This is a genomic window from Catellatospora methionotrophica (assembly GCF_011297335.1).
Lineage (GTDB): Bacteria > Actinomycetota > Actinomycetes > Mycobacteriales > Micromonosporaceae > Catellatospora > Catellatospora methionotrophica.
In genome coordinates this window covers 174,848-200,314 of sequence record NZ_JAAOTJ010000012.1, presented here as the reverse complement: position 1 = coordinate 200,314, position 25,467 = coordinate 174,848, and the positions used below count along the sequence as shown (strand labels likewise).

The window sequence follows — 25,467 nt, the reverse complement described above, 5'->3', positions numbered from 1 at the left end:
GGACGTAGACTGCGGCGGTGGGATCACGCTGGGTGGCGGTCCTCGTCGCCGCGCTGCTCGCGGTGGCGGGGTGTGGCACGTCCGCGAACGGGACGCCGGAACCACGGCCCGCGCCGCAGGCGGCGGCGATACGGCTGGAGCTGGTCATGGACGTCACGGGGCCGCAGCGCACCGCCGTCGAGTCCTGGCTCAAGGCGCGGCCGGAGGTCGCGTCGTTCACGTTCGAGTCCCGCGAGCAGGCGCTGGCCCGGTTCCGGGAGGCGTACCGGGAGTCGGGTGAGCTGGTCGGCTCGCTCAGCGCCGCCGACCTGCCCGAGTCCTTCATGGTCACCCTCGCCGCGGGCGCCGACGCGGACGGCTTCGTGGCAGCGGCCCAGCCCCTGGACGGCGTCGACCACGTCGAGCACGACACCGGCGAACCGCCGCCGGGCTGACACTCCGCCGACTGGTGGACTCGCCCGCCGGGTGGTGGACCCCCCAGGCCATGCGTCGTGTGTCACGGCCGCCAGCGGTGGATGTGCACCGCTGCCGCGCTCTGCCACGCTGCCCGCACTTGCAGCGCAGGACTGCGGTGCTCATGGAGGCCATCGTGTTGGATTCGCCGCCTGACGTCGCGGGCCGGTGCGCAACCGACGGTATGGCGACAGACCGCAGCCGTCGCGCCGGGTGCTTTGCCAACCTGGGGGCGACGTGACGCCGCACAGTGCCCGGACGGTGTCGCGACGGAACGGAGGCCGCCATGGACGCCACCGGCACCCGCCCGCCGACCGCTACTCCGCTCGCGCGCGAGACCGGGGTACGCATCCTCGGTCCGATCGAGGCGGCGGGTCGGGACGGCCCGGCCGCGCTGTCCGGAGCGCGCCAGCGGGTCCTGCTCGCGGTGCTGGCCGTACACGCGGGCACCGTCGTGCACCAGTCGCGCCTCATCGACGCGCTGTGGGGCTGGGACCCGCCGCGCACCGCGGTCAAGACGCTGCACAGCCACATCGCGCGGGTGCGCCAGGCGCTGGACGCCTGCGGCCTGCCCGCGGCCCTGCACACCCGGCATGCCGGTTACCTGCTCGACATCCCCGCGCTGGCGGTCGACGCGCACCTGTTCGAGTCCATGGTGGCCGCCGCCCGCCACCACCTCGCCGACGGCGCGCCCGAGGCGGCGGCCCGCGAGCTGCGCGAAGGGCTCGCGTTGTGGCGCGGTGACGCGCTGGCCGACGGCGAGCCGACGGGCTGGGCGGCCGCCGAGGCGGCCCGGCTCGACGAGGTGCGGCTGTGCGCCGAGGAGGACCTGTGGGAGGCCGAGCTGCGGCTGGGCCACCACCGCACCGCGACCGGCGAGCTGGACCGGCTCCTGGTCACCCACCCGCACCGCGAGCGCCTGGTCGGACTGTCCATGCTGGCTCTGTACCGGTGCGGGCGGCCCGCCGAGGCGCTGGACGCCTACCGGCGGCTGCGCGCGTACCTCGCCGACGAGCTGGGCGCCGATCCCAGCCCGGACCTGCAGCGACTGCACACCGCGATCCTGCGCGAGGATCCGGCACTGCGGGGCCCGGCCGGCTCCGTGCTGCCGTCGGCTTCGGCGACGGCTGTGCCCGGCGGGCAGCTCGCGCGCGGCGTCGAGCCTGTGCCTGCGGAGCTGCCTGCGGCTGCCGGGCACTTCACGGGCCGGGACGAGGAACTGTCGGCACTGGATCAGCTGATGGAACACGAGGGCCCCGAGCCGCGTATCGGCTTCGTGGCCGGTCCCGGTGGCATGGGCAAGACCGCGCTCGCCGTACGCTGGGCGCACACGGCCGTGCCCCGGTTCCCCGACGGCCAGCTGTACGTCGACCTCGGCGGCCACGACCCCGCGACCGCGCTGCCCGCCGCGCAGGCGCTGGCCCAGGTGCTGGTCAGCCTCGGTGTGCCCGCCGGGCGCATCCCCGCCGACACCGCCGCCCGCTCCGCGCTCTACCGGACGCTGCTGAGCGAGCGCCGCGTGCTGGTCGTGCTCGACGACGCGGCCGGACCCGACCAGGTGCTGCCGCTGGTGCCGCCGAACGCGGCGAGCCTGCTGCTGGTGACCAGCCGCAGCCGCCCGACCCCGCTGGCCGTCCACCACGCGGTGCACGCCGTGGCTCTCGACGCCCTCGACCGGCACGCGGCCGTCGCGCTGCTGGCCCGGGTGCTCGGCCGGGCCCGCGTCGACCGCGAGCAGGCCGCCGCCGTCGCGCTGGCCGAGTTGTGCGGCGGTATGCCGCTGGCGCTGCGGATCGCCGCCGCGAAGCTCGCCGCCCGCCCGGGCCGCCCGCTGGCCGAGCTGGCCGCGGAACTGGTCCACGACGACCGCCTCGACGAGCTGTCGGTGCCGGGTGACAGCCGCGGCGTGCGTACGGTGTTCGGTTCGGCGTACCGGGCGCTGCCCGCTCCGGCGGCCCGGCTGTTCCGGCTGCTCGGCCTGCATCCGGGGGCCACGTTCACCGGCGACCTCGCCGCCGCCGTGGTGGACCTGGCGCTGCCCGCCGCGCGGCGGGTGCTTGCCGAGCTGGTGTCGGCGCACCTGCTCGCCGAGGTCGGCCCGGACCGCTACCGCTGCCATGACCTGCTGCGGCTGTACGCCCGCGAGTGCGCGGACGCCGACGAGACCGCCGAGGCCCGCGCCGAGGCAGTCGACCGGCTGCTCGACTGGCACCTGGCCGTCGCCGACGCCGCGAACCGGCTCGTCGATCCGGGCCGCGACCGGGTGCGGGCGGCACCCCGGTTCCCTCCGGCGCGGCTGCCGTTCGGCGACGACCCGGCTGCCGCGCTGGCGTTCCTCGACGGCGAGCGCGCCGGGATGCAGGCCGTCGTGCGGTATGCCGCCGAGCACGGGCACGACGCCACAGCCTGGCAGCTCACGTATCTGCTGACGGGGTTCTTCGACTCGCGCGGGCACTGGGCCGAGCGGGTCGAGCTGTGCCGCTGGGGGGTCGCCGCCGCGGCGCGCTGCCACGACCCCGGCGCGGAGGGGCTGATGCGCAGCGGCCTGGGCGTGGCCCTGATCATGACGCGGCGTTTCGACGAGGCCCTCGACGTGCTCCAGGCGGCGCTGGCGCTGACCCGCCGGTGCGGGGACGCGCGCGGCGAGGGCCACGTGCACAACAACATCGCCGTGGCCCATGCGGGGCTGCGCCGCCATGACGAGGCGGTGGAGGCGTACCAGCAGGCCCTGGCCCTGCACACGGCGCGCGGCAACGCGCTCGGGGTGGCGCTGGGGCTCAACAACATCGGCGACGCGTACGTCCGGATGGGACGCGCGGAGCTGAGCCTGCAATACCTGGCCCGCGCCCTGCCAGCCGCCCGGGAGCTGGGCAACGCCCGGCTGGAGGCGGCGGCCCTGAGCGGCCTGGGCCAGGCCCACGCGGCCCTGGGCGACCTCGACGCCGCGCTCAACCACCTGCGCCAGGCCCTGGCGGTACGCAGGCACCGCGGCGACCGCCGCCACGAGGCCGACACCCGCAACACCATCGGCACCGTGCACCTGCGCGGCGGCGACCACCGGGCCGCGCTGGACGAGTTCGGCCGGGCGCTGGAACTCAGCCGCGAGATCGCCGACCGGCACCTGGAGGCGTGCGCGCTGGCCAACCTCGGCCGCACCCACCTGCAACGCGACGACCCGGTCGCCGCCGCCGGTTACCTGCGCCTGGCGCAGACCCTGCGCGGCCTCGCCCCGGACCACTTCGAGGCCGCCCGCATCGCCCGCGACCTGGGCGAGCTCGCCCACCGCGGCGGCGACCCGGCCGAGGCACGCACGCAGTGGGAGCTGGCCGTCGACCTGTTCCGCAAGGCCAACGCGCCCGCTGAGGCGGACGCGCTGGCCGACACCCTCGCCTGAGCGCGGCCGTCAGTACGCGGCCGGGTCGCGCACGGTCACCGTCGACGTGGCCAGGACCCGGCCGTCCCCGTCGAGGAACTCCACGGCGAACGCCTCGTCGCGCTCGCGCGCCGCGTCACCGGCCACGAACACCCGCAGATGGGTCGAGCCTCCGGCGGGCAGCGAGATCTCCGCGGACGGCACCGCGACATAGTCACCGGGTGCGACGGCGGTCCCGTCGGCGGTGCGGTATCGCAGCACCGCCCCCGACCCGGCCGGGGTGCCCTTGACCACGAGCTGCACGGCGCACCACTCCTTCTCCCAGCAGACCGCGTCGCGGTTGATGGCCACGCACTGCGGTCCGCACGGCGTGCTGCCCGCCGCGGACGCGGGCTGCGGCAGCAGCACGATCATCGCGAGGAGAGCCAGGGCTGAGGCGCTGAGCCAGCGCGCGATACGAGTCATGGCCGCACGGTAGGAAAGCCGGGTTGTGGAAAGGTTGTGCCGCAGGGTGGGTGCAGGAAGCTGCAGCGATCGGGGGTTACCCGCCGGGGCGGGCGGCTGGCATGATCTCGCCCATGACCGAGGCAAACGACGCCGACCAGTACGGCCACGTCCGGCTCACCGTCACCGAGCCCGACGGGCAGCTCATCACGGAGGTGCTGCCCGCCAGGGCGCTGCCGGGCGGGCTGGCCGAGCTGCTGGGCAGCCCAGGCCTGGTCATGGGCGCGGCCGCCGGTGACGTGCTGGTGCTGCAGGCCAGCGGCTTCCAGGTGGTGCGCCGCGGCCCGAACGACTGCGTGCAGGTGTACGCCGACCCGCCGCTGGACGACCACGCGATGGCGTGGCTGGCCAAGGCGTTCGAGGCGGCGGGCGGTTACGTCGAGGCCCCGCCGCAGCGGCAGTTCGCCGTGGTCACCGTCCCGTCGGCGGCGGGCCGTGAGCAGGTCGAGGCGATCATGGCCGAGGCGGGGACGCAGATCCCCGGCCTGGAGTGGCAGTTCGGCACCGCCTGAGCCCGCTCAGAAGGTCACGATGATGCCGACGACCGGTTTCTTCGGCATACGCAGGACGCGCGCGGCCCAGTTGCCGAGCCGGGACAGCAGGTACTTGCGGGCGATCAGCGCGCGTACGCGCGCCGTCCCGGCGTCGTCGAGGACCCGGGCGCTGCCTTCCACGGGTACGGCGCCGGACGCGACGCGGCCCCGGACGTCGCAGGGGGTCAGGGAGACCCGGCTCGTGCGGCGGATGCGCTTGACCTTCCACGCGTCGGCATCGGACACGATGAACAGCTCGCCGCCGTCGACTGCCAGCCAGACCGGGGTGGCGACGGGCGTGCCGTCCTTGCGGTAGGTCGTCAGGCTGACGTATTTGGCGCGGGCGAACTGCTCGGCAGGGGTCACGCGGATCAGCTTAGGGGCTTCCCGCGCCCGTCCGGATGCGGGAAGCCGTGCGCTGTCAGCCGCCGACCTCGGCGAGCTGCTTGAGGGCGGCGGCGGTGCTGTCGGGGTGGGCGTCGAGCAGCGGCAGGCGTACGCCCGGGGTGGGGATGCGGCCCTGGGCGTGCAGCGCGGCCTTGACCACCGTCGGGTTGGGCTCGGCGAACAGCGACTTGGACAGTGGCGCGAGCCGGTGGCCCAGTGCGCGGGCGGCGGTCGCGTCCCCGGCCTGCCACAGCCGGATCAGCTCGGCGAACTGCGCGGTGGCCAGGTGTGCCGAGGACAGGATGCCGCCGTGTGCGCCGAGCGCCAGCAGCGGCGAGATGAACGTGTCGTCGCCGCCGAGCACCGCGAAGCCCGCCGGAGCATCGGCCATCAGCGCGATGGTGTCCTCGTTGATCCCGCCTCCGGCGTACTTGACCCCGGCGACGTTCGGGATGGCGGCCAGGCCGCGCAGTGCGCCCGCGGTCAGGTACTGGCCGGTGCGGTACGGGATGTCGTAGACGATCAGCGGCACCGGGCTCGCAGCGGCCAGCCGGGCGAAGTGGGCGAGCACGCCCGCCTCGCCGGGGCGCACGAACGGCGGCACCACGGTCAGCGCCGCGACCGCCTCGGTGCGGTCGGCCAGCTCGGCGAGGGCGTCGGCGGTGGCCGCGCCGACGGTCAGCGGAGCGGACCGCTCCCGGCACACCCGGGCCACGGTCTGCACGACGGCCTGCTTCTCGGCCGTGGTCAGCGAGCCCGGTTCACCGGTGGTGCCGAGCGCGACGAGGCCGGTCGCGCCGTCGTCGAGCACCTGGTGCGCCAGCCGCTCCAGCGCGCCGAGGGCGACCGTGCCGTCGGTCTCGAACGGGGTGATCAGCGGGAGGTGGAGGCCATGCAACGTCATGCCCTCATGCTGCCGAAACCCTTCCGGAAGGACCAGTTCCGATTCCTGACGCAACCAGTAAGCTGAGCTGATGCTTGACGTGCGCCGCCTGCGCCTGCTGCGCGACCTGGACCGGCTGGGCACCATCGCGGCGGTCGCCCAGGCCCACACCTACTCGCCCTCGGCGGTGTCGCAGCAGCTCGCCGCGCTGCAGCGGGAGGCGGGTGTGCCGCTGATCGAGCGCACCGGCCGGGGCGTGACGCTCACCCCGGCGGGCAGCGCGCTGGTGCGGCACACCGAGACCGTGCTGGCCGCGCTGGAGGCCGCGTCGGCGACGCTGGCCGCGGCCCGCACCGGCCTGCACGGCACGATGCGCATCGGCGCGTTCCCGACCGCGGTGCGCACCCTGCTGCCCGCGGCGCTGGTCGCGCTCGCCCGCGACCATCCGGCGCTGGACCTGATGGTCACCGAGCTGGACCCGGTGGCCATGCCCGACGCGCTGCGCGACCGCAGCCTCGACGTGGCGCTGCTGCACGACTACGACCTGGCCCCGGTCGCGCCCGACCCGACCGTCGACTCGACCCCGCTGCTCGACGAGACCGTGTACCTGGCGGTGCCCGTGGCGTTCGCGGTCGACGGCGATCCGGTGCGGGCGGCGCGCGAGGCCGACTGGATCGTGGGCACGCCGGGCACCCTGTGTCACACCGTCGCGCTGCGGGTCTGCCAGGCCGCGGGGCACCAGCCACGGGCCCGCCATCACGCCGACGACTTCACGGCCGTGCTGGCGCTGGTCGCCGCCGGTCAGGGGGTGGCCCTGGTCCCGCAGCTCGGCGCGGTGCAGCCACCGCCGGGCGTCCGGCTGGTGCCACTGGACACCAGGCGGCGCACCAGGATCGCGTACCGGCGCGGCGCGGGCGAGCACCCCGCGGTGGCCGCGTGCGTCGCCGCCGTACGCACGGCCACCGCGGCGTTCCTCGCCCAGCACGCCTAGACCGCGCGCCGCAGGCCTCCCCGGCACCCGATCATGACGGGTTAGCATCCTGGGCATGTCGACGCGGCTGGTACAGATCAACATGAAGGCACACGACGACGCCGCGCTGGGCGGTTTCTGGGCGCAGGTGCTCGGCTGGGGGATCGCCAGCGAGGGACCCGGCGTGACCAACCTCGAACCGCACGGCTTCGGCTACCCCGACCCCACCGCCGTGTGCATCGACCTCATCGCGTCCCCGGAACCCAAGACGGCGAAGAACCGGGTGCATCTCGACCTCGCCACGACCTCGGCGGCCCACCGCGCGGAGCTGATGGCGCGCCTGACCGAGCTCGGCGCGACCCCGGCCGACATCGGCCAGGGCGACGGCGCGTGGACGGTCCTGGCCGACCCGGAGGGCAACGAGTTCTGCGTGCTGGACCCGCAGGACGAGGACACCGGGCCGATCGCCGCGGTGGTCGTGGACTGCGCGGATCCCGCTGCCATGGCCCGGTTCTGGGGTCAGGCCACGGACTGGACCGTGCACGGGGTGACCGAGCACAGCGCGGTCATGCGTTCCACCGCGGGCGTCGGCCCGTACCTGCGGTTCGTCCGCACCCCTGACGTGAAGACCGGCTGGAACCGCGTCCACCTCGACGTCCGCCCCTATCCCGGGGACAGCCCGGAGGCGGAGACGGCCAGGTTGCTGGCGCTCGGGGCGACCGTCGCCGACCTCGGCGGGGGCGAGGTCCCGTGGACGGTCCTGGCCGACCCGGAGGGCAACGAGTTCTGCCTGCTGTCCCCCGCCTGATCCCGCCCCGGGCGGGCCACCCGGATGCCGGCTGGCCCGCCCGGTCCGATCAGTGCGCGACGGGGCAGCCGCCGGTGAGCTTGCCGAGGAACTGGTTCGGGTCGTAGTAGTGCTCGACCTCGACCAGCTTCAGGTCGTCGCTGACCTTGGCGACGCTGACGCCGAACATCTCGATCGTCTTACCGTCGGGCTGGTGGCCGTGGTACTCGCCCTCGAACGCGCCCCAGTGCCGCCACTTGAACGTGACGACCGGCGGCGGGCTGAGGACCTCCAGGACCTCCCAGTAGAACCCGCCCGGGAACGCCTTGTGGAAGATGTGGTGCGAGGACTCGAACGACTCCTGGCCGCTGCGGTAGAACGGGCTCTCGCCGATCAGGATGTTGTAGCTGCCGATGTCGACGATGTCCTGCGCGCTGGCCCAGGCTCCGCCGTTGACGTTCGTGCGGAAGTGCTCGGTCACCATCGAGACCCAGGTCGCGGGGTCCTTCTTGTACGAGACCTCCATCTCGAAGACCTGGACGATGCTCTCCACGATCGCCTCGAGCGAGTCGGGCGCGTGCTGGGTGCTGCGCTGCCCGGGCATGACCGTGTGGGACAGGTGGTAGTCGGGGGTGGTGCCGTCACGCCAGGCCGACGGGTCGGCGGCGTCGATGACGGCGGTGCGGCCCTGCAGCCACAGTGGGGTTTCAGACATGAAACGCCCGTCCTTTCAACAACGTGGGGGGTGAGGGTGCCCGGCAGGCCGGCCGCCTGCCAACGCGTACGGCCACCAGCCACGCGCGGTCACCGGCCGTCGGGTGCCGGTGGACGCCGCGTGGAGCGGGGGCGATGTCGTGAGGGTCCGGCCGTGGCACCAGTCCGCGCCGGCGGACGGGCAGACGTCATGGCACACCGGAACACCTCCCCCATCAGGTGGTCGCAGTGAGACTATCGAGGTTGCGACCGCTACGGAACCCCGAACATCATCTTCCTGAGTGGACGGAACAGCGTTTCCACCCCAGGCCGCAGGCGTGCACGACGGCCGGGTCAGACGACGACGATCGTATGTGGACCACGCATGACCTCGATGGAGTAGTACGTCGGACGCAGCCGCGGCGCACCGCCCTCCCCGCTCACCTCGAAGAACCGCAACTGGCCGCGCCGGTGTACGAGGTCGAGGTGGTCGAACACGGTCACCACGACGAACTTGCCGTCGGCGTCGAAGGCGACGCCCTCGGGCCGCAGCCCGTCGAACAGCTCCTCGTCCACCGCCGTCAGCCGCCCGCTCGCCGGGTCGAAGGTGAGCAGGCTCAGCGAACCCTGCCGGTCCAGCCGTGGATCGCCCCAGGCCAGGTGGCTCATCCGCAGGTTCGAGGTGACCACGTGGCGGCCGTCGGGGCTGACGGCCAGACCGCCCGGATTGCGGCCCACCCCGGCCTCGCCGATCTTCTCCCCCGCACCCGTGTCCGGGTCGATCCGCAGCACCGACAGCCTGCCCTCGGACGGCTCGCCGTCGGCGGCGTCGCGCCCCCACAGCACGTCAACGGTGAGGAAGTGCCGCCCGTCCGGGGTGAACCAGCCCAGGAACGGGAACCGCCCCGTCCTGATCGGCGGCCCGACCGGCTCGATCCACAGCTCGGGCGTACGGTGCGCGGCGTACAGGCGCACCTCGTCCCGCCACGGATAGCACACGGCCAGCAGCTCCCCGCCCGGATGCCACTCCACGTACGACGGCACCGTCGGCGCGCCGTCCTCGGCGTGCGGCACCAGCACGGCCCCGTCGCCGAACCCGTTCGGCCCGATCGGCACCAGGCGCAGCGACGGGTACGGGTCCGGGCCGAGGATGGCGAAGACGTCGCCGCAGGCCAGCGCGAGCAGGCCTCCGCCGGGGTGCAGTGACACGGCCTGCGGCATGTGCCCGGCCGGGTAGGCGTACAGCAGCTGCGGCTTCGCCGCGTCCCCGATGTCGTACGCCCGGATGGTGCTGCCCGCCTCCAGTTCGGTCAGCAGGTGCGCGTCGGGGCCGCGCGGGCCGAGGGTCTCCACGACGTACGCGTACTCCCCCGCGCCGTCGACCGCGAGCACGCTCGGCGGCGGGGTCACCGAGTTCGACGCGGCGATGGTGCCGATGACCGGCGGGGTGCCGTCGAACGCCAGCGGCAGCGCGATGACGGTGAGCGTGTCCTCCTGCCCGGCCTCGCGGGGACCGAGCTGTGCCTGCAGCGGCGCGGACGGCACCGCGTCGGCGTCGCTGACCACCACGATGCGCCGTCCCTGGAACAGCCCCGCCGCGGGTGGCCCCTGCAGTGATCCGGCCCTGGCATAGGTGCTCATGTGCGGCTCCTTCCGGTCCTGACGACCAGCGGCGGAGGCCGCGACAGACAGCCCTCGCGTTCACGGCCAGGCTATGCCCGCCGGGCCGACCCGGCCGGAGCGTTGCGCGATCTGTGCCGCCGCCCGATCCCACCCGTCCCGTCAGCCACTCGGGGAACCACCGGCCCGTCGGCGTGTGCAGCACCCGCCGACGCGTCGGCGGAGCCATGGCGCGGCGTTGATAGAAACATGTCATGTCTTGGATGCTGGTGCCGCTGGTCGCGGCCCTTGCGCCTGGCGGTCGGGGTCATCCCGCCGCCGGCCGACTGACCACAGCTCGGGCGATCGCCCGCTGAGCGTGGCGGGCGGTCAGTGCGGGATGGGGCGGCGCTCGCGGCGGCGGTCCAGGCCGTCGCGGTACTCCTCGATGGCCAGGGCGACCTCGGCGCGGGTGCGGGTGTGTTCGAGGCCCGGCAGGTAGTGCACGTGCCGGGCCAGGCCGTCCAGGTCGACGGTGAAGTACATCGCCATCAGCGGGTTGACGAACAGCTCCGTGCCCTCGGTGCGCGGCAGCGTGTGCACGTCGCCGAAGTCGCCGCGGACCGCCGAGGCGATCTGGGTGTTGACGATGCTGGCGGTCAGCGGCGTTCCGGCGGCGGCGTGCGCGACGGCGTCGCAGTACGCGGCGGCCTCGGCACTGCCGGGCGGGATCGAGAACGCGCCCAGGAACGCGCCCTCGCGCTGGAGCGCGGCCAGGTTCTCCAGCACGTGCGCGTGGCAGACGCCGTGGTGGGAGTCGATGCCGAAGCCGAGGCTGACGACCAGTTTCTGCGGCACGGGCAGGCCCGCGACGGCGGCCAGGCTGGTCATGTCCTCCTCGGGGGTGCCGAGGCCGGACTCGTCGCCGCGCATGAGGATGTCGGTGCCGCCGTCGGCGAGCACGATCGCGTCGATGCCGAGCAGGTCGACGAGCTTGCGGTACGCGGCGCGCAGCGGGCGTACGCCGGTGCGCTCGAAGGCGTACACGACGGGGTCGTGGCCCTGGGTCGCCAGCCAGCGGGCCAGGGTGCGTTCCGGGAAGTAGCGGTCGTTGCCGGCGCTGTCGGGGCGCACGGCGGCCAGGCCGGTGCGCACCCAGGACGACAGGCTGAGCGCGCCCAGCTCGCTGACCGCGTAGCTGGCCAGGGTGACGCGGGTGCCCGCGTTGCGCAGGGCGAGGGCGAGGGGCAGCCCGGCGTACACGTCGAAGCCGCCGCCCGCGCCCGCGATCAGGACGTGTTGCGCGTCGCGCAGGCGCTGGGACAGCGGTGGCTCGAAGACGGCGGGCATGTCCGGCACGGTAGTGCGCGGCGTCGAGGCGGGCACCTGCTTATTCGGATACCCCCGGATGTTCCGACACCCGTCTTCTAACATGAAAAAGGATCAAACAGACGAAGGTGGATCAGGTGGACGCACTGCGGACAATCGGCTCCAAGGCGTGGGCGATCGTCGGCATCGCCCTGGCCGCCGCCGTCTTCGTGTTCCTGATCATCCTGCTCAAGCCGCTGGTCATCGCCCTGGTCGCCGCCGTGATCGTATCGCTGGCGCTGTCGCCGGCCGTGGAGGCGCTGGCCCGCCGGGGGCTGCGCCGCGGGCTTTGCGCGACGCTGGGCGTGCTGTTCCTGATCGCCCTCGGCTTGGGCGTGCTGTTCCTGGTGGTGAAGGGCCTGGCCAGCCAGTGGAGCGAGCTGAGCGCGGCGCTGGGCAAGGCGGTGCACCGGCTGCACGAGTCGCTGACCTCGCTGGGCGTGCTGGGCTCGAACGCCGAGACGGCGCGCGACTCGCTGACCGACCGCACTTCGACGCTGGTGTCCGGGCTGCTGCCCGCGCTGGGCAACCTCGCCGGAACCACGGCCAGCGTCTTCATCGGCACGTTCGTCTTCCTGTTCACCACGTTCTTCATGCTCAAGGACGGCCCGGCGATGGTCCGTGCCGCCCAGCCGTGGATGCCCCTGGGCCGCCCGTGGATGGACCAGGTCGGCCGGATCATCCGCGGGTACGTGGTCGGCTTGACGCTGCTCGGGGCGTTCAACGCCGCGGTGGTCGGGCTGGGCGCGCTGTTCCTGGGCGTACCGCTGATCGCCACTCTGATCATCATCACGCTGCTCGGCAACTACGTGCCCTACCTGGGCGCGTGGGTGGCCGGGGCGTACGCGGTGCTCATCGCGCTGGCGTCGGGCGGCGTGAAGACCGCGGTGATCATGATGGTGGTCGTGTTCCTGGCCAACGGCACGCTGCAGACCATGCTCCAGCCCTTCGCGTACGGGGCCGCGCTGCGCATGCGCCCGCTGACGATCCTGCTGGCCACGGTCGTCGGCGGCCTGATCGCGGGCATCCTCGGCGTCATGCTGGCCGCCCCCGCCGCCGCCATCATCCAGCACACGTTCGAACTGCTGCGCGCCCGCCGCGACGGCGGCCCGCCCGCCGCCGAGCCCGACGAGGGGCCCGGCGAGGGGCCCGGCGAGGGGCCCGGCGATCTCGCACCCGCCTGAGACGAGCCGCGTCCGCGCCGTGCGCGAGATCGCCGGGACCGGTCAGTAGGTCAGGCCGAAGCCGTACGCGAACAGCGGCGTCTTGCCGTCGCCGTGGTTCACCGGTTCCTGCGCCGCGTTCGCGGGCCAGGACATCGGCAGCTTGCCGGTCGGGGCGTACGCGCCGAACAGCACGTCGGCCACGCCCGCGCCCTCGGTGCCGGGCAGCCACGCGGCCACCAGCGCCCGCACCTGCGGCAGTTGCGCGCTCACGTCGACGGGGCGGCCGGAGACCAGCACGACCACCACCGGCACGCCGGACTTGCGCAGCGTGGCGAGGGTGTCCAGGTCGACCTGGTCGAGCTTGACCCCGTCCGGCCGGTCGCCCTCGTACTCGGCGTACGGCGTCTCGCCGATCACCGCGATGGCCACGTCGTAGTCGCGGGTCAGCCCGGAGCCGTCGGCGCTGTAGGTCACCGTGCCGCCGGGCTCGACGGCCTCCTTGACGCCCTGCAGGATCGTGGTGCCCTCGGTGATCGCGCCCGAACTGCCCTGCCAGCTCAGCGTCCAGCCGCCGGACTGGTTGCCGATGTCGTCGGCGTTGCGGCCCGCCACGAACACCTTGCCGGTCTTCGGCTTCAGGGGCAGGATGCCGCCGGTGTTCTTGAGCAGCACCTGCGACTTGCGTACGGCCTCCCGCGCCAGTTCCCGGTGCGCGGCCGACCCGACCTTGTCGAACTGGGCACGGTCGGCGAGCGGGTGCTCGAACAGGCCCAGCTCGAACTTCTTGGTCAGGATGCGCCGGTTGGCGTCGTCGATGCGCGCCATCGGCACGGTGCCCGTGTTGACCTCGTCGCGCAGCACGCCGATGAACTCGCGCCAGCGCTCGGGCACCATCACCATGTCGATGCCCGCGTTGATCGCCGCGCTGACCTCGGCCGGGGTGAACGCGTCGCGTACGCCGTCCAGCTGGTCGATGGCGTTCCAGTCGGAGACCACGAAGCCGGTGAAGCCCAGCTCACCCTTGAGCACGTCGGTGATCAGGTAGCGGTGGCCGTGCAGTTTCTCGCCGTTGAACGAGCTGAACGAGACCATCACCGAGCCGACGCCCGCCTTGACCGCTGCCCGGAACGGCGGCAGGTGGACCTTGCGCAGCTCCTCCTCGGAGATCTGCGCGTCGCCCTGGTCCTTGCCGCCCAGGGTGCCGCCGTCGCCGACGTAGTGCTTGGCGGTGGCCAGCACCGAGTTCGGGCCGCCCAGCTTCTCGCCCTGCAACCCGGTCACGATCGTGGTCATCGCCGACGCGATCTCGGGGTCCTCGCCGAAGGACTCGTAGGTGCGCCCCCAGCGGACGTCGCGGGCCACGCACACGCACGGCGCGAAGTCCCAGTCCAGGCCGGTCGCGGTCACCTCGGTGGCGACCGCCTCGCCGATCCGGCGGGCCAGCTGCGGGTCGCGGGCCGCACCCAGGCCGATGTTGTGCGGGAAGATCGTCGCGCCGCGCACGTTGTTGTGGCCGTGCACGGCGTCCACGCCGTAGATCATCGGGATGCGCAGGCGGGTGGCCAGGGCCTCGTGCTGGAAGCCGTCGTACATGTCGGCCCAGCCCTGCGGGCTGTTGTCGGACGGCACCGAACCGCCGCCGGACAGCAGGGAGCCCAGCGCGTAAGCGGTGACGTCGCTTCCGACCACCTCGCGGCGCTCGGCCTGGGTCATCTGGCCGATCTTCTCGTCGAGGGTCATCCGGCCCAGCAGGTCGTCGACCCGCTCGGCGACCGGGCGGGAGGCGTCGAGGTAGGGCGCGTCAGGGTCGTACGCGCCGTCGTCGGTGTCCCTGGTGAACCAGTAGACGGCGGCGGCAGCGGCGAGCAGGAGCACCAGGCCCGCGGCGAGCAGCCGGACGCGGCGGCGGGACGGCGGCGGGGGTGCCGCCGTCGGAGCGGTGACGGTCGTGGTCATGATGCCTTCCAGGGGCGTCGCGGCAAGGGTCGGACGTGCTGCCGCGAGTGCCCTCATCGCCACGACGGCGTCAGTCAGCCAACACTTGCCGCGTTCCGGTGTCAATGGATTGCTGGAACAGAATGCCGCACAGATGAAACAGAATCTGAAACAGAAACCTGTCCCCATAGGAGTACGCCCCGGGACGCGCCGCCGGAGGTTGCGCGGCGCAGAAATTGCATCGACACGTTTGCACGGCGGTCCTACCGTTCGTGGCATGACCCATCGACATCCACGGGTCCTCCCGCGCAGGCTGGAGGGCGACTCGCCGATCGACGGACGGCACGCGGACTACCTGGCAGCGCGGAGGCGCCAGGTCCCCGCGGGCGACCATCTCCCCCTCACCCTCACCCCCTGGGCCGGTGGCCCGCAGGCCGAGCAGTGGCGCCCCGACGCCGCCCCGGCCGCGCACGAGGCCACCCCGGCCGTCCTCCAGCACGTCCCACGCCCCTGACGCGCTATGACCCCAACACCGGGAACACGGGGCATCTCGGTGTAGCCGCAGCACCACGCCGCTGAGCGAACCGTCGCGAGCCGCCCGGTCGCGCCGGTGACTCGCAGCTCACAGGCTTACCGCGAAAGGAAGGGCACCTTCCACAACGCATGGCGTTGGGAAGGTGCCCTTCCTTCGCTTCGGTCAGTGGCAGGAGCCGGTGCCGGAGTCGTTGTAGGTCTTGCCGGCCTGCGGGACGAACTGCCAGTCGTAGCTGTCGGCGTGCAGCGTGAACTTCAGCACGCCCCAGGTGTCGCTGTTGCGGGCCTGGCTGTTGGGCTGGATGGTGCCGAAGCCGTAGAAGCCCGCGCCGCCCATGCCCGCCACGAACGAGCGGATGCCGCGCGAGCTGTCGGCGGCACCGCTGGCGTTCATCGGGGCGAAGCGCTCGTACTGGTGGTTGTGGCCCCAGACGATCACGTCGGCGTTGTAGTCGTACAGCGCCTGGTAGAGCGGGCGGGTCGAGGTGGACGGGGCGTGGTTGGCACCCGAGGTGAACAGCGGGTGGTGCCAGTACGCGATGGTGCACGGCTTGCCGCTGGCGGCGAGGTCGTTGCGCAGCCACGTCTCCTGGGCCGAGCCCGCCGACATGCTGATGTTGGAGTTCAGCGACACGACGTGCCAGTTGCCCAGGTCGTAGGAGTAGTAGCCCTGGCCGGACGGCCCGGCGACCGAGCCGAAGTAGTTGTAGTAGCCGGTCGCGCCCGAGGTGTTGTAGTCGTGGTTGCCGGGCGCGGGGCGGGTACGCGCCTTGTGGCGGCCCCAGGTCGGGTTGTAGTAGCTGCTGAACTCCGACGCGGTGCCGTTGGTGTAGACGTTGTCGCCGGTGGTGAACACGGTGCCGGAGATCCCGTCGAGCAGCGCCGCGGTGGCGGTGTCACCCGAGCCGGAGTCGGCGATGTCGCCCGCGCCGACCAGCACCGGGTCACCCGAGGGCGGCGGCGTGGACGGGCTCGGCGACGGCGTCGTGCCGGTGGTGACCACCAGTTGCGGCGAGTCCGCGCCGCTCTCGCGGGTGTCGTAGTAGGCGCCGTCGCTGTTGGTCGAGCTCGCGCCGATGCTGAACGTGCCGTTGCCCTTGACGTACGAGGTCACGTCGACCTCGTACCAGCCGTTGGCGACGACCGAACCCAGCGTGCCCAGCGTCGCCCCGTCGAGGGCGGGCTTGTTGTTCCACGTCGTGCCGGTCTCCGACCACGACGTGTTCGACATCGCCTTGAAGGTGCCGCCCGCGACGCTGCCCTCGTTGCCGCTGATGTGGCGCAGCCGCAGCTTCGCGCCGGTCACGGTGCCGCTGACACCGCTGACCGTGAACCGCAGGAACATCTGGCGCTGCGGCGAGCTGTCGACGGTGATCTGGACGGAGGTGCCGTAGTTGGTCGACGCCGTGTCGGCCTGCACGTACGTGTCGGCCACCGGGGTGAACGTGGTCGTCGCGGCGGCGGCGGTCTGCGCCGACACCGTCAGCACCGTCGCGACCGTGGCGGCGGTCAGCACGAACGCCGTGCCGGCCGTCAAAGCCATTCGGCCCTTGCGGATTCCCATGACTCGAGCCCTTCTGGGGGTGTACGGCCGCGCGGTCGGCGCAGCCGTGCGAGGAATGTAGGGAGTCCCGGGAACGGGTGACCCACGTTCGGGTGAACGGCGTGGGTGAGTCGGATGAGCGTCCACAGCCGACCGGCTGCTGTGACACCGTCTGTTCATCGGAAGCACGCCCGCTGGTGGCGTGCGCGAAGGCCCTGCGTACCGCGGGCGGCTCAGGATGTGCCCGACGCGGGGTGCCCGCGGCGTGCCGCGACAGCGGTGGCCGTGGACCGTCCACGTCGACCGACCCGTCGTCGCGGACGCCATGCCGCGGGAGGAGCGCAAACGCGTGTACCTGTCCACCGTCACCAGTCCGGCCGCCACACCCCCGGCGGGCAGGTCCGGACGACGCCGGTTCGCCAAGGTCAGCGGGAACGTGATCGCGCTGGGCACGGTCAGCCTGATCACCGACGTCTCGTCCGAGATGGTCACCGCGATCCTGCCCCTGTACCTGGTGCTGGGCCTGCAGTTGAGCCCGCTGGCGTACGGCGTGATCGACGGTGTCTACACCGGAGCGACCGCGCTGCTGCGCCTGGTCGGCGGATACGTCGCCGACCGCACCCGCCGCCGCAAGACCGTGGCCGGGTTCGGCTACGCGCTGTCGGCCGTGGCGAAACTCGCGCTGCTGGCCGCAGGCCGATCGGTGCCCGCGATCGGGCTCGTCATCGCCGCCGACCGCACCGGCAAGGGGCTGCGCGCCGCACCCCGCGACGCCATGATCACCCTGTCCACGCCGCCGGCCGAGCTGGGCCGCGCGTTCGGCGTGCACCGCGCCATGGACAGCGTCGGGGCGTTTCTCGGCCCGCTGGCCGCCCTCGGCGTGCTCGCCCTAGCCGCGAACTCGTTCGACGCCGTGTTCGTGGTCAGCTTCTGCGTCGCCGCGCTGGGCGTGATGGTGCTGGTGCTGTTCGTCCGCGACCGCCGCGAAGCCGTACCCGCCACGGCGAAGGTCTCCGTCCGCGAGGCGGCCACCCTGCTGCGCAACGCACCCGTACGGCGGCTCGTGCTGGCCGCCTGCCTGCTCGGGCTGGCGACCATCGGCGACGGGTTCATCTACCTGCTGCTGCAGCGCCGCGAGGAGCTGAGCACCGTGTGGTTCCCGCTGCTGGCCGCCGGGACCAGCCTCGGCTACCTGCTGCTGGCCGCCCCGCTGGGCGTGCTCGCCGACAGGGTCGGCCGCCTGCCCGTGATGCTCGGCGGCTACGTCGCGCTGACCGGGGCTTACCTGCTGCTGTTCGGCCCGCTGGGCGGCACGCCGCTGCTGGTGGTGACGCTCGGCCTGTACGGGTTGTTCTACGCCGCCACCGACGGCATCCTGATGGCCCTGGCCGGACCGGTGCTGCCCGACCGGCTGCGCACCACCGGCATCGCCCTGATCCAGACCGGCCAGGCGCTGGCCTACCTGGTGTCGTCGGTCCTTTTCGGACTCGCCTGGCAGACCTGGGGCCCCGCCACCGCCTCCCGCGTCGCCGCCCTGGCCGTGGTGCTCGCCGTCGCCGCGACGCTGCTGCTGCTCCGGCCCCGAGGCCGGGGCGCGGGCACAGTGGCCGCCACGGCACCGACGGGACCCCACGACCGCAGCACGGCCACCGAGCCCGCCGCGCCCTTGCCCGGCGGATCCACGCCGACGGCCGAACCGGACGATCCCACCGGCCCGACCACCCCGGCACAGCCCGGCGCGGACCGCGCCGACCGGAACGCGGAGGCCCAGCGATGACCGAGCTCACCACCCGTGCGCGGGTCACGCTCGCCGCCGTCACGACCCTGGTGCTGGCCGCCGTCGCGATCGGCTACGTGCAGCTCGCCAAGGGCCGCGCCGACATCCCCGACACGGTGCCCGCCGCGTCGATCACCCTCGACCCCGGGCCCCGGCTGCTGGTGGTCAGCGACCGCCACGCCGCGACCGTGTCACGCGGCGAGCCGTCCGGCTCCCGGCAGGTGTCGGGCGTCGCATGTGTACGCGTGTACGCGGCGGCGGGCACCGGCGTCTGCATCCAGCCCGACACGGCCTGGTCGTACCAGCTCGTCGTGCTGGACCGCGAGCTGAGGCCGACCCGCTCGTTCGCCGTGCCCGGCCTGCCGAACCGGGCGCGGGTGTCGGCCAGCGGCCGGATGGTCGCCTGGACCACCTTCGTCGGCGGCGACTCCTACAGCAGCGGCGGCTTCTCCACCCGCACCGGCATCCTGGACACCCGCACCGGCACGCTGGTGTCCACGCTGGAGGAGTTCGCGGTCACCCGCGACGGCAAGCCCTACCGCAACGTCGACGTCAACTTCTGGGGTGTCACCTTCACCGCCGACGACAACGCCTTCTACGCCACCATGGCCACCGCGGGCAGGCGCTACCTGATCCGGGGCGACTTCGCGGCACGCACGGTACGCACGGTCACGGACAACGTGGAGTGCCCGTCGCTGTCGCCCGACGGCACGCGGATCGCGTTCAAGCAGGCCGTCGGCGGCGACCCGCAGCGCGGCTGGCGCCTGTCGGTACTCGACCTGGCCACCATGGCCGTGACCAACCTCGCCGAGACGACCAGCGTCGACGACCAGCCCGCCTGGCTCGACGACCACACCGTCGCCTACACCCTGCGCGCCCCCGACGGCACCCCCTCCATCTGGTCCACCCCCGCCGACGCCACCGGCCGCCCCACCAAACTCCTCGACCAGGCCGAATCCCCCGCCGCCCTCGGCTGACCGGCCAACCGCACCACCCCGCCGCCCGGCCGGCGTCCCCCTTGGAGATCACTGTTTCAGGTCACAAACTGGGGTCTGACCAGAGGTTCTGACCCGAAACAGCGATCTCCAACGGAAACCTGCCCGCGACCAACGCGGCTGCCGCGGCCGCCGCCGGGAAGTGGCGGTCAGCGCCACCAGGGGCGGCGGCGCTGGTCGGCGAGCTCGTGGGCCGGGGCGACCAGGTCGGCGAGGTGCAGTTCGAGGTGGCGCAGGTGTTCGCCGACCCAGCGGCGGCGCAGCCGGTGCAGGGGCAGCCCGTCGCCGCCCGCCCCGAGCACCTCGTCGTCGGGCGGGCTCGGCGGTGCCAGCAGCGGCGGCATCGGCCCCGACGGCCTGCCGACCTGGTCGGCCAGCGAGGCGTAGAAGGCGGCGAGCGCGTCGGCGTGGCGCAGCAGCGCGTCGCAGCGCGGGTCCGGGGACGCGTCACGCGGGGTGAGGTCGTCGAGGGCGTTCGCGGTCTGCCGCAGGCGTACGCCGGAGATGACCAGCCGCCACAGGTCCTGCCGGTTCATCCGCTTCGAGCCGGGCTCGGCGAGGTAGCCGCGCAGCGCGTCCTCCAGCCGGAACGCCGACGCGGCCGCGCGGGCCTCCAGGTGGGGCGGCTGCGTACGCCGTCCCAGCGCCCAGGCCACCGACTCGGTCAGGTGCACGCCGCCGTCGCGGAACATCTCGGCGACGTCGTCGCGCACCAGGTCACCGGCCCCGCGCGGCCAGACGAGCAGACCCGCGACCAGGCTGACCAGGCAGCCGATGGCCACGTCCTGCAGCCGCACCAGGCCCAGGGTCCAGCCGGTCGGCGCGAGAATGTTGTAGAGCACCAGGATGACCACGGTGAACGCCGCCTGGCTGACGATGTCGGGCACCTTGCCCGGCCCGTACCCGACCACGAACACCGCGAGCGCCAGCGCGCCCCAGCTCGTCCACGGCGACGGGCCGACCAGCGGCAGCAGCGCCGCGCCGACCGCGACCCCGGCGGCCGTGCCGACGACCGCCTTGACCGCCTGGGTGCCCGTCGACGCGGCGCTGGTCCGCAGCACCGACAGCGCCCCCAGCAGCACCCAGAACCCGCTGCGCACCCCGCTGAGCTGCACGATCACCACGGCTGCGGACAGCGCCAGCGCGCCGCGCAGCGCGTTGACGAACCAGACCGAGCGCAGGCTCGCGTTGCGCAGCACGATCCCGGCGACCCCGGCGGGGGTGACGAGGCGGCGCAGCGGCGGCCGGTCCGGCCGGGCGAGGGTGTACCAGCGCCGTACGCTGCTGGCGGCGGTCAGCGGATCGGCCCCGCGGGTGGCGATGAGCACGTCGGTGGCGAACGCGCGTACGCAGTTGGCGGTGGTCTGCCCGTAGAACGCGACGACCAGCTCCATCGGGTCGGCGTCGGGCCCACCGGGTCCGGTGAGCCGGGCGATGCTGTCGGCGCTGGCCTGTTCCAGCCCGTTGAGGTCCGGGTCGACCTGCTCGCCGCGCAGCACCGCGGCCGCCTGCCGGAGCACCTTCGCCGAGGCCTCCAGCGGGGCGCGTACGGTCAGCGGCGCGTCGCGCAGGTCGCCGACCCGGTCGATGCCGTCGCCGACCAGCCCCTTGCACCACTCCAGCTGGTTGACCGCCCCGGCCATGGCCTGGTCGGCGATGACCAGCCCGCTCGGCCGGTTCGGCGCGGACACGAACAGCGCCATCATCTTGTGCGTGGCGTCCACGACGGCGGCCCGCAGCTCCGGCAGCGCGGCCCGGAGCGCCCCCGCCTCCAGCAGGTCGGCGAGCCCGACGGCCAGCGTGGCGGTGGCCTGGCGCAGCTCCGCGCCCGCCGAACGGGGCGCGGTCAGCACCACGGCCAGACCGCCGACCCCGGTCGCCAGCACCCACCCGGCGACCCGGTCGCCGATGACGCCGGGCGGCGCGGCCGCCGAAGCCGCCAGCATGTACGGCAGCATCGCCGCGGCCGCCCCGGAGGCGTCGTTGGGCCCGATGACGGCGGCGAAGTACGAGGTGAACGCGACGACGGCGGTGGCGATGGCGGCGGCCACCACCGCGTGGCTGGCCAGCGTGCCGATCACGATCAGCACCGCGCCCACCAGCGTGAGCATGGTGTGCGCGACGGCCCGGTCCCGCCGCGTGCCGCCGAAGGCCGCCAGCACCAGGCTCGCGAACCCGCCGAACGCCGTGAACGTGGCCACCGGCGGCGACTTGATCACCAGCAGCGCGAACGCGAACAACGCCGGCACCAGCACCGCCGCCCGCACCGCGCGCACCGCCGCCGCGGGCGACCACAGCCCCCGCCACCAGCTCACCCGGCCACCCGCCCGGCCGTGATCGTCCGATCTGCCGGGCACCTGTGCGTATCTTGCGCCCTCATGCGCACAGGTGCCTGGCGAGTCGAGTGATCCGGGTGCGGCATCCCATCAGCGTCCCGCGAATCGGGGCGCGGCGCGGTCAGTTCCGCACGAGCGGGGTGACCTCCTGCGCGACGAAGGCCATGAAGGCCTCCGGGTCGGGATCGTCGGGGGTGGGCTGCAGCACGACCGTGTCCGCGCCCGCCCCGGCCCAGGTGCGTACCGCCCCGGCCACCGCCTCGGCGTTCCCTGCCACGCCGTGGCCGTCGATGACGTCGTAGCCCCAGCGCACCCGCTCGGCCTCCATCCGCGCCGCCGCGTCCGGGCCGGTCGCCGCGTGCAGGTAGACCACGATCTGGTGGTGGTCGGTGCGCCCCGCCTTCGCCCGGCCCTCGTCGATCAGGCCCCGCGCGCGCCGCACCTGCGCGGGGGTGGTGCCGCCGGTCAGGATCGTGCCGTCGGCGACCTCCCCGGACAGCCGCAGCGTACGGTCACCGGTCGCGCCGGACAGCAGCTCGGGCCGCCGCGGCGGCGGCCAGTCCAGGGCCACCCCGTCCAGCCGCACGTACCGGCCGGAGACGGTCACCCGCTCCCCGGACAGCAGCGCCCGCAGCGCGGTCAGCTGCTCGCGCAGCAGCGCCATCGGCGACTCGGCCCGCGCGCCGACCTGCCCCATCCAGTCCTGCACGCCGTGCCCCACACCGACCCGGGCCCGGCCGGGGAACAGCCGGTGCAGCGTCGCCAGCTCCATCGCGGTGATCGCGACGTTGCGCAGCGGCACGGGCAGCAGCCCCACCGCGACGGTCAGCCGCTCGGTCCAGGCCAACGCGGCCGCGACCGCCGTGATGCCGCTCTCCAGGAAGCAGTCCTCCCACAGCCACAACTCGTCCAGCCCGGCCTGGTCGGCGGCCTGCGCCACCGCCCGCAGCCGCTCGGGCGGCAACTGCGGCACGAACACCGCGCCCACCCTGACGCCCCTGCCCACCGTCACATCAGTCACGCCGCCATCATGGCGCACGGCACCGGGCATCGGTCAAGATCGCCGTTTCGGGTCAGGAAACGCGGTGCCACCGCACGAAATGACTATCTCCGCTGGCCCCGCCCCGAAACAGCGATCCACCGCGCAGCGCCGACCTGCCCGGTAGCGTCAACAGAGGGCCGCCGGCCAGCGCGGACGACACAGAGCCCGGTAGCACCTCACCGGTCCGGCGACCCGTCAGTGATCATGGAACGGGGGCAGTGCCATGGCCGGATCGACTCTCGAGCAGTTGCGGACACGCGTCTCCGGGCAGGTGATCACCCCCGGCGACGACGGCTACGACCAGGCTCGCACCGTGCACAACGCCATGTTCGACCGGCGACCGCGAGCCGTGGTCCGCTGCACGAGCACCACCGACGTGCAGGCTGTGGTCGACTTCGCCCGCGAGAACGGCCTGGATCTGGCCGTACGCGGCGGCGGGCACAGCGTGCCCGGCTTCGGCACGGTCGACGACGGCATCGTGGCGGACCTGTCCGGGATGCGCGCCGTCGCCGTCGACCCGCACGCCCGCACCGCCCACGCGGGCGGCGGCGCGACCTGGGGCGACTTCAATGCCGCGACCGGCGAGTTCGAGCTGGCCTCGACCGGCGGCATCATCTCCACCACGGGCGTCGGCGGGCTGACCCTGGGCGGCGGCATCGGCTATCTCGCCCGCGGTCTCGGGCTGTCCTGCGACAACCTGCTGTCGGCCGAGGTCGTCACCGCCGACGGGCGGGCGGTGGTGGCCAGCGAGAAGGAGCACGAGGACCTGTTCTGGGCGCTGCGCGGCGGCGGCGGCAACTTCGGGGCGGTGACCTCGTTCGAGTTCGCGCTCAGCCCGGTCGGCGACATCTTCGGCGGGCCGATGTTCTTCGAGCTGGCGCACGTGCCCGACGTGCTGGGCTTCTTCCGGGACTTCATCGCCGACGCGCCCGAGCAGTACGGCGGCTTCCCTGCGTTCCAGATCGCGCCGCCGCTGCCGTTCATCCCGGCCGACCGGCACGGCGAGCCGTTCATCGCGCTGGTCAACTGCTGGATCGGCTCGACGGCAGACGGGCAGCGCATCATGGACCGGATCCGGGCGGTCGCGCCGCCGGTCGCCGAGATGGTCGGCGTGATGCCGTACGCGGCGCTGAACACCGCCTTCGACGGCCTGGTCCCGGCGGGGCTGCAGCACTACTGGAAGGCCAGCTTCGTCAAGGAGCTGACCGACGACGCGATCGCCGCGCACGCCGTGCACGGGGCGAACGTGCCCGTCGTCAACTCGACGGTGCACATCTACCCGATCAACGGGGCCTGCCACCGGGTCGCCGCCGACGCGACCGCGTTCGCCTACCGCGACGCGAACTTCGCCGTGGTCATCGCGGGCATGTGGCCGGATCCGGCGGAGAACGACGCCAACACGGCCTGGGTGCGCGACTACTACGCGGCCACCGCCCCGCTGTCGGAGGAGGGCGGGTACGTCAACTTCATGTCGGGCGACGACCAGGGCCGGATCCGAGCCAACTACGGCGGCAACTACGACCGGCTGGTCGAGGTCAAGCGGGCGTACGACCCGGACAACCTGTTCCACCTGAACCAGAACATCCGTCCCTGAGGCGGGGCCGCTTGACAACGTACAACCGATTGGTTGTATGTTTGAGGGGTGACCGAGCAGAGCGAGGACCGGGCGGACGCCTTCTTCCACGCCCTGGCCGACCGCACCAGGCGCGACATCATGCGCCGGGTGCTGGCCGGACAGCACTCGGTCTCCGCGCTCGCGGCGAAGTACGACATGAGCTTCGCCGCGGTGCAGAAACACGTCGCCGTCCTGGAGAAGGCCGGCCTGCTGACCAAGCTGCGCAGCGGACGCGAGCAGCTGGTCAGCGGTGACGTGGCGGCGGTGCGCTCGGTGGCGTCCCTGCTGGCCGAGCTGGAGCAGGTCTGGCGCGGCCGCATCGCCCGCATCGACGACCTCATCGCGTCCGATCCCGAACCGGAGGACTGAACCATGCCCGTGATCGACGTCAAGCACGACCTCGACGCGCTGACCTTGACCATCGTCGCCGACTTCGCCGCCCCGGTGGAGCGGGTCTGGCAGGTCTACGCCGACCCGCGCCAGCTGGAGAAGGTGTGGGGCCCGCCGACCTACCCGGCGACCGTGGTCGACCACGACCTGCGGCCCGGCGGGCGGGTCAACTACTTCATGACCGGCCCCGAGGGCGACAAGCACGCCGGATACTGGCTGGTCACGGCCGTCGACGAGCCGGACGGCTTCGCGTTCGAGGACGGCTTCGCCGACCTGGACTTCACCCCGAACCCGGACCTGCCCGCCTCCCGGAACGTCTACACGTTCACCGCGCACGACGGCGGCACCCGCGCGACGTACCTGGGTGTCTACCCGTCGGCCGAGCAGCTGCAGCAGGTGCTCGACATGGGTGTAGTCGAGGGCGCGTCGCTGGCCATCAACCAGATCGACGACCTGCTCGCCTCGTGACAGGCCGTGGCCCGCGCGCAGGAACGGCCGCCGTGCCGGGCACGCCTGGGGCAAGGCGGGTCCGGCACGGCGGCCGCGAGTGCGGCCCGCGGTCCGACGTTCGGCGTCGTGGACCG

At 73.3% G+C, this 25,467-nt stretch carries 22 protein-coding genes; 12 read left to right on the top strand and 10 right to left on the bottom strand.

Annotation, left to right across the window (positions count from 1 at the left end; all coding sequences use genetic code 11):
* Positions 1 to 17: 17 nt before the first annotated feature.
* Positions 18 to 434 (top strand): permease-like cell division protein FtsX, encoded by a 417-nt coding sequence (locus HAV40_RS25070; protein WP_166385297.1) that lies wholly within the window; start codon positions 18 to 20, stop codon positions 432 to 434.
* 305 nt (positions 435 to 739) lie between these two features.
* Entirely contained in the window at positions 740 to 3,847 is a 3,108-nt protein-coding gene (locus HAV40_RS25065) for an AfsR/SARP family transcriptional regulator (protein WP_203670941.1), read from the top strand.
* A 9-nt stretch (positions 3,848 to 3,856) separates the two neighbouring features.
* Here HAV40_RS25065 and HAV40_RS25060 read toward each other — a convergent pair whose 3' ends face one another.
* Positions 3,857 to 4,291, bottom strand: coding sequence for a Calx-beta domain-containing protein (locus HAV40_RS25060; RefSeq protein ID WP_166385295.1), 435 nt, complete (start codon positions 4,289 to 4,291; stop codon positions 3,857 to 3,859).
* 113 nt (positions 4,292 to 4,404) lie between these two features.
* Between HAV40_RS25060 and HAV40_RS25055 the strand changes: the two genes are divergently transcribed.
* A complete protein-coding gene (locus tag HAV40_RS25055) occupies positions 4,405 to 4,842 on the top strand; it encodes a DUF4265 domain-containing protein (protein WP_166385293.1) in 438 nt (145 codons plus the stop codon).
* 6 nt (positions 4,843 to 4,848) lie between these two features.
* Here the strand turns inward: HAV40_RS25055 and HAV40_RS25050 are convergent, their stop codons facing one another.
* Together HAV40_RS25050 and HAV40_RS25045 are read right to left on the bottom strand one after the other, a co-directional pair.
* Positions 4,849 to 5,229 carry a PPOX class F420-dependent oxidoreductase gene (locus HAV40_RS25050; protein WP_166385291.1) on the bottom strand — a complete coding sequence of 127 codons (381 nt, stop codon included), beginning with the start codon at positions 5,227 to 5,229 and terminating at the stop codon, positions 4,849 to 4,851.
* A gap of 55 nt (positions 5,230 to 5,284) precedes the next feature.
* Complete coding sequence (locus tag HAV40_RS25045; RefSeq protein ID WP_166385288.1) at positions 5,285 to 6,154, bottom strand: dihydrodipicolinate synthase family protein; 870 nt, start codon at positions 6,152 to 6,154, stop codon at positions 5,285 to 5,287.
* Positions 6,155 to 6,224: 70 nt separating this feature from the next.
* Here HAV40_RS25045 and HAV40_RS25040 point away from each other — a divergent pair, with 70 nt between their 5' ends.
* Both HAV40_RS25040 and HAV40_RS25035 read left to right on the top strand, forming a co-directional pair.
* Complete coding sequence (locus HAV40_RS25040) at positions 6,225 to 7,124, top strand: LysR family transcriptional regulator (protein ID WP_166385286.1); 900 nt, start codon at positions 6,225 to 6,227, stop codon at positions 7,122 to 7,124.
* A gap of 55 nt (positions 7,125 to 7,179) precedes the next feature.
* Positions 7,180 to 7,911, top strand: a complete 732-nt coding sequence (locus tag HAV40_RS25035) for a VOC family protein (RefSeq protein WP_166385284.1) — start codon at positions 7,180 to 7,182, stop codon at positions 7,909 to 7,911.
* Between the two features lie 49 nt (positions 7,912 to 7,960).
* Here the strand turns inward: HAV40_RS25035 and HAV40_RS25030 are convergent, their stop codons facing one another.
* From HAV40_RS25030 to HAV40_RS25020, 3 genes are all read right to left on the bottom strand, one after another.
* The gene (locus tag HAV40_RS25030) at positions 7,961 to 8,605 is read right to left on the bottom strand and encodes an ester cyclase (protein WP_166385282.1); all 645 of its coding nucleotides are present in this window, start codon (positions 8,603 to 8,605) and stop codon (positions 7,961 to 7,963) included.
* A 332-nt stretch (positions 8,606 to 8,937) separates the two neighbouring features.
* Positions 8,938 to 10,224, bottom strand: a complete 1,287-nt coding sequence (locus HAV40_RS25025) for a lactonase family protein (RefSeq protein WP_166385280.1) — start codon at positions 10,222 to 10,224, stop codon at positions 8,938 to 8,940.
* A gap of 348 nt (positions 10,225 to 10,572) precedes the next feature.
* Positions 10,573 to 11,532, bottom strand: a complete 960-nt coding sequence (locus HAV40_RS25020) for a DUF1152 domain-containing protein (protein ID WP_166385278.1) — start codon at positions 11,530 to 11,532, stop codon at positions 10,573 to 10,575.
* A gap of 116 nt (positions 11,533 to 11,648) precedes the next feature.
* On the opposite strand from HAV40_RS25020, the gene HAV40_RS25015 reads away from it, so the two are divergent.
* Positions 11,649 to 12,734, top strand: coding sequence for an AI-2E family transporter (locus HAV40_RS25015; protein ID WP_166385276.1), 1,086 nt, complete (start codon positions 11,649 to 11,651; stop codon positions 12,732 to 12,734).
* 42 nt (positions 12,735 to 12,776) lie between these two features.
* Here the strand turns inward: HAV40_RS25015 and HAV40_RS25010 are convergent, their stop codons facing one another.
* Complete coding sequence (locus HAV40_RS25010) at positions 12,777 to 14,672, bottom strand: glycoside hydrolase family 3 protein (protein WP_166385275.1); 1,896 nt, start codon at positions 14,670 to 14,672, stop codon at positions 12,777 to 12,779.
* A gap of 256 nt (positions 14,673 to 14,928) precedes the next feature.
* Between HAV40_RS25010 and HAV40_RS25005 the strand changes: the two genes are divergently transcribed.
* A complete protein-coding gene (locus HAV40_RS25005; protein ID WP_166385273.1) occupies positions 14,929 to 15,165 on the top strand; it encodes a hypothetical protein in 237 nt (78 codons plus the stop codon).
* 183 nt (positions 15,166 to 15,348) lie between these two features.
* Here HAV40_RS25005 and HAV40_RS25000 read toward each other — a convergent pair whose 3' ends face one another.
* Entirely contained in the window at positions 15,349 to 16,728 is a 1,380-nt protein-coding gene (locus tag HAV40_RS25000) for a CBM96 family carbohydrate-binding protein (RefSeq protein WP_239085718.1), read from the bottom strand.
* Positions 16,729 to 16,993: 265 nt separating this feature from the next.
* Between HAV40_RS25000 and HAV40_RS24995 the strand changes: the two genes are divergently transcribed.
* A complete protein-coding gene (locus HAV40_RS24995; RefSeq protein WP_308440993.1) occupies positions 16,994 to 18,505 on the top strand; it encodes an MFS transporter in 1,512 nt (503 codons plus the stop codon).
* The gene (locus HAV40_RS24990) at positions 18,502 to 19,482 is read left to right on the top strand and encodes a TolB family protein (RefSeq protein ID WP_166385269.1); all 981 of its coding nucleotides are present in this window, start codon (positions 18,502 to 18,504) and stop codon (positions 19,480 to 19,482) included. The genes HAV40_RS24995 and HAV40_RS24990 overlap by 4 nt, the downstream gene beginning before the upstream one ends.
* Before the next feature lie 167 nt (positions 19,483 to 19,649).
* On the opposite strand, the gene HAV40_RS24985 is transcribed toward HAV40_RS24990, so the two are convergent.
* Positions 19,650 to 21,815, bottom strand: coding sequence for an FUSC family protein (locus HAV40_RS24985; protein WP_166385267.1), 2,166 nt, complete (start codon positions 21,813 to 21,815; stop codon positions 19,650 to 19,652).
* Positions 21,816 to 21,957: 142 nt separating this feature from the next.
* A complete protein-coding gene (locus HAV40_RS24980) occupies positions 21,958 to 22,857 on the bottom strand; it encodes an LLM class flavin-dependent oxidoreductase (RefSeq protein WP_239085719.1) in 900 nt (299 codons plus the stop codon).
* A gap of 244 nt (positions 22,858 to 23,101) precedes the next feature.
* Here HAV40_RS24980 and HAV40_RS24975 point away from each other — a divergent pair, with 244 nt between their 5' ends.
* From HAV40_RS24975 to HAV40_RS24965, 3 genes are read left to right on the top strand one after another with little or no spacing between them, the layout of a single operon-like run.
* A complete protein-coding gene (locus tag HAV40_RS24975) occupies positions 23,102 to 24,472 on the top strand; it encodes an FAD-binding oxidoreductase (protein ID WP_166385263.1) in 1,371 nt (456 codons plus the stop codon).
* A 48-nt stretch (positions 24,473 to 24,520) separates the two neighbouring features.
* Positions 24,521 to 24,862: an ArsR/SmtB family transcription factor gene (locus HAV40_RS24970; RefSeq protein ID WP_166385261.1), complete on the top strand. Its 342-nt coding sequence runs from the start codon at positions 24,521 to 24,523 to the stop codon at positions 24,860 to 24,862.
* Between the two features lie 3 nt (positions 24,863 to 24,865).
* Entirely contained in the window at positions 24,866 to 25,351 is a 486-nt protein-coding gene (locus HAV40_RS24965) for an SRPBCC family protein (RefSeq protein WP_166385259.1), read from the top strand.
* Positions 25,352 to 25,467 lie beyond the last annotated feature (116 nt).

Coding starts and splice junctions, on each gene's coding strand:
- HAV40_RS25065 (WP_203670941.1), top strand. CDS start 740: ATGGACGCCACCGGCACCCGCCCGCCGACCGCTACTCCGCTCGCGCGC.
- HAV40_RS25060 (WP_166385295.1), bottom strand. CDS start 4,291: ATGACTCGTATCGCGCGCTGGCTCAGCGCCTCAGCCCTGGCTCTCCTC.
- HAV40_RS25055 (WP_166385293.1), top strand. CDS start 4,405: ATGACCGAGGCAAACGACGCCGACCAGTACGGCCACGTCCGGCTCACC.
- HAV40_RS25045 (WP_166385288.1), bottom strand. CDS start 6,154: ATGACGTTGCATGGCCTCCACCTCCCGCTGATCACCCCGTTCGAGACC.
- HAV40_RS25040 (WP_166385286.1), top strand. CDS start 6,225: ATGCTTGACGTGCGCCGCCTGCGCCTGCTGCGCGACCTGGACCGGCTG.
- HAV40_RS25035 (WP_166385284.1), top strand. CDS start 7,180: ATGTCGACGCGGCTGGTACAGATCAACATGAAGGCACACGACGACGCC.
- HAV40_RS25030 (WP_166385282.1), bottom strand. CDS start 8,605: ATGTCTGAAACCCCACTGTGGCTGCAGGGCCGCACCGCCGTCATCGAC.
- HAV40_RS25025 (WP_166385280.1), bottom strand. CDS start 10,224: ATGAGCACCTATGCCAGGGCCGGATCACTGCAGGGGCCACCCGCGGCG.
- HAV40_RS25020 (WP_166385278.1), bottom strand. CDS start 11,532: ATGCCCGCCGTCTTCGAGCCACCGCTGTCCCAGCGCCTGCGCGACGCG.
- HAV40_RS25010 (WP_166385275.1), bottom strand. CDS start 14,672: ATGACCACGACCGTCACCGCTCCGACGGCGGCACCCCCGCCGCCGTCC.
- HAV40_RS25005 (WP_166385273.1), top strand. CDS start 14,929: ATGACCCATCGACATCCACGGGTCCTCCCGCGCAGGCTGGAGGGCGAC.
- HAV40_RS25000 (WP_239085718.1), bottom strand. CDS start 16,728: ATGGCTTTGACGGCCGGCACGGCGTTCGTGCTGACCGCCGCCACGGTC.
- HAV40_RS24990 (WP_166385269.1), top strand. CDS start 18,502: ATGACCGAGCTCACCACCCGTGCGCGGGTCACGCTCGCCGCCGTCACG.
- HAV40_RS24975 (WP_166385263.1), top strand. CDS start 23,102: ATGGCCGGATCGACTCTCGAGCAGTTGCGGACACGCGTCTCCGGGCAG.
- HAV40_RS24965 (WP_166385259.1), top strand. CDS start 24,866: ATGCCCGTGATCGACGTCAAGCACGACCTCGACGCGCTGACCTTGACC.